The organism is Ferviditalea candida (assembly GCF_035282765.1).
Classification (GTDB): Bacteria; Bacillota; Bacilli; order Paenibacillales; family KCTC-25726; genus Ferviditalea; species Ferviditalea candida.
In genome coordinates, this window is sequence record NZ_JAYJLD010000081.1 from 1 (window position 1) to 2,207 (window position 2,207).

Sequence of the window (2,207 nt, forward strand, 5' to 3'; positions counted from 1 at the left end):
TGTCAAGACCGAAATAGAATTCCCCAAAATAATCAGTTAAAAATTCCCCAGTAATAGGGATAAGGTTGCCCCCCTAGGGGGGCAAAAAATCGGAAAAATATGTAAATTACTTTTCTTCTTCCTGCTTATCCTGCCTAAAAAATCCGGCCTTCTTTTTCTCCTTGATTCGATAGCTCTCCCCCTTAATATTGACGGTGCTGGAGTGATGCAACAGGCGGTCTAATATCGCCGTAGCCAAGACACTATCTCCGAATATCTCTCCCCAGGAACCGTAGGATTTGTTGGATGTGAGAATAATGGAGCCCTTCTCATACCGCTCCGATACGATTTGAAAGAAAAAGTGAGCCGCTTCGTCTTCCATCTTGCGGTAGCCGATTTCATCAATGATGAGGATATGGGGCTTGATGTACGTCTTCATCTTTTGTTGAATGGTATTGTTCCGATGAGCCTGCTGCAAGGTCTGTACCAAGTCATGGGCTGTTGTGAAATAAACGGTGTAACGTTTGGCGATGGCCTCCAGCGCCAGAGCTACAGCCAGATGGGTCTTCCCCGTGCCCGGAGGCCCCAAAAAAATTAAATTCTCCTGATGTTCCACAAAGCGCAGCGTGGCCAGATCCCGAATCCGCCGTTCCTCAATCGAGGGTTGAAAAGTAAAGTCATACTGGTCCATCGTCTTACGATAAGGCAAATGAGCCATACGCGTTTTCATCTTGATGAATCGATCGTGTTTGGCGGTCAATTCTTCCTGTAACAGCTTGTCCAAAAACTCAAGATACGGTATATTTTCGTTAGAGGCTTCTTCCGCAACGTGGTGCAGGATGTCCGGGATTCGGGTCCATCCAAACTGCTGAAATGCCTGTTCAAGCCGTTCTTGGAGGATCATTGGCCTACCGCCTCCTCCGCGAACTGCTCATAGTCTGAAAGGTCTCTTTGGAGCACCTCGGGTGCTGCATTCGGTACGAGGCGGGGAGTAGGTTGGGGAACCCTGGTTTTGCCCGCAGTACGAATGCCCTCGAAGTGTTCCTTTGTTCGGATGACTTGATGTTTGCCGGTTGCCTTGAGATGTTCGGCAATTTGTTGATTTCCGAGAAAGATGCGAATGCGTCCATTTCGTTCATCCTGAACCTCGACGGCTTGTCCAACAAAGACATGCGGAACGGAGTACAAGTTGGCTTGATAGGAAACCAGGCAGTCGTTGGAGACTTTGCGTGTGTGCCGATCGATCTCCTCGAAAGGAACCAGATTGAATTTCTTCAGTTTTTCTTGAAGCCAGCGATCCACCGGCTTCTCACGGGTGGTGCCATGGATACGTTCATTCGCGTACGTATCCATCCAATACCGGGCTTGGATATTCAATTCCGCCAAGCTCGCCAATACGCGCACGCGCGGCCAGAAGTTTTTCTTGACATATTTAACCCCACTCTCCACTTTCCCTTTGGTACGAGCTCGATAGGGACGGCAGCGCTTGAGAATAAATCCATGATGATGGGCAAAGCGAGCAAACCGCTCGTTCCAGATGACTTCTCCCCGATCATCAACCCCCGTGACCACGGTTTTCATATTGTCGTAAAGCACCGTTTCCGTGATACCGCCAAAGTATTGCATGGCACGAAGATGGCAACCCATCAACGTTTCGAGTTTCTGGTTTTCCATAAATTCCACATAGATCATCCGGGAATATCCCAGCGTCATGACGAAGACATGGAGCTTTTTCTTCGTCCCTTGCCAGTTTACGGTGACCTCGCCCCAATCGACTTGCGCTTGTTTGCCGGGAGGGGTTTCAAACCGTTCCGTGGCTTTGGCTTGAACCTGCGGGCGCAGCGGCTGCATAAATTCTCGCAATACGGTGGTTCCACCCCGGTAGCCCATTTCACGGATTTCTTCGAAGAGGACAACCGCATTCAAACAACCCTCGTTCATACGCAAGCAAATGTAATCCTTGTAAGAATCCAATTTCCGCGGTTTGGTCACGGTTCGATGATACCCTTCTGGAGGTCCTTCCTTGAGCCATTTCCGGATTGTCTTGCGGTCCCTGCCCAGTGCTTGAGCGATTTGATTGATGCTCATCCCTTTTTGCTTCATTTCTTGAATCATGTAGTACTCCCCATTCTTCACCATAGATTTCTCTCCCTTCAGGGAGAGATTTTCCCCTACTTATGGGGAATTTTCAACCGGCTATATTGGGGATTTTATCATCGATTCCTACA

The 2,207-nt window shown here is 48.8% G+C and carries 2 protein-coding genes; both read right to left on the bottom strand.

The window, feature by feature from the left end; all coding sequences use genetic code 11:
• Positions 1-106: 106 nt before the first annotated feature.
• Positions 107-883, bottom strand: coding sequence for an IS21-like element helper ATPase IstB (gene istB / locus VF724_RS21055; RefSeq protein WP_371756197.1), 777 nt, complete (start codon positions 881-883; stop codon positions 107-109).
• The gene (gene istA, locus VF724_RS21060; RefSeq protein ID WP_371756198.1) at positions 880-2,118 is read right to left on the bottom strand and encodes an IS21 family transposase; all 1,239 of its coding nucleotides are present in this window, start codon (positions 2,116-2,118) and stop codon (positions 880-882) included. The genes istB and istA overlap by 4 nt, the downstream gene beginning before the upstream one ends.
• Between the last annotated feature and the right edge of the window lie 89 nt (positions 2,119-2,207).

Bases quoted from the DNA above. Each gene is read 5' to 3' on its own strand.
- istB (WP_371756197.1), bottom strand. From the start codon at position 883: ATGATCCTCCAAGAACGGCTTGAACAGGCATTTCAGCAGTTTGGATGG.
- istA (WP_371756198.1), bottom strand. From the start codon at position 2,118: ATGGTGAAGAATGGGGAGTACTACATGATTCAAGAAATGAAGCAAAAA.